This window comes from Mesorhizobium sp. M4A.F.Ca.ET.050.02.1.1, from assembly GCF_003997725.1.
Classification (GTDB): domain Bacteria; phylum Pseudomonadota; class Alphaproteobacteria; order Rhizobiales; family Rhizobiaceae; genus Mesorhizobium.
Genome location: NZ_RZSG01001496.1, coordinates 1 through 470, shown reverse-complemented (window position 1 = coordinate 470; position 470 = coordinate 1). Strand labels below are relative to the sequence as shown.

Sequence of the window (470 nt, the reverse complement as noted above, 5' to 3'; positions counted from 1 at the left end):
CCAGTGCGAAGACCAGATCGCCGTCGGCAGGCGTATGCGCCGGCCAGATGGCGCGCGCGAAGCCGTCATGCGCCGAAATCGCCAGTCGCTTGGCGCCGGCCTTGGTCAGAATGGCATCGGTGGCGATGACGGCAATGGTGGTGTTGCCGCCAGCATCCCCTTGGCCGCCGAACTGCTTGTCGCGGTATTTCAACAGGATCTTCCTTGCGTCGGCGGGCATCGGCGAAGGATAGCCGAGACCGCCGAACTCGTCGCCGATCTCGAAGGGTGCTGACCAGAAGTAGCGGGTCCTGCCCACCGTGACGGAGCCGGTTGGGTTGACGGCGGCGAGCGCGCCGATGGTGATTCCGCTTTCGAGCACGGTCGAAGCCGAGCCCAGCCCGCCCTTGAGCCCCGACGTCAATGCGCCGGTGCCGGCGCCGGTCGTGCCCAATGCAAAGTCGGCCTCTGCCGCTTGCGCGGCTTGGTAG

1 protein-coding gene is annotated in these 470 nt (G+C 67.0%); it reads right to left on the bottom strand.

Translation table 11 applies throughout. The features are described 5' to 3' along the window. The coding region (locus tag EOA33_RS38340) for a P1 family peptidase (protein ID WP_190234555.1) at nt 1–470 on the bottom strand (470 nt) is incomplete at both ends.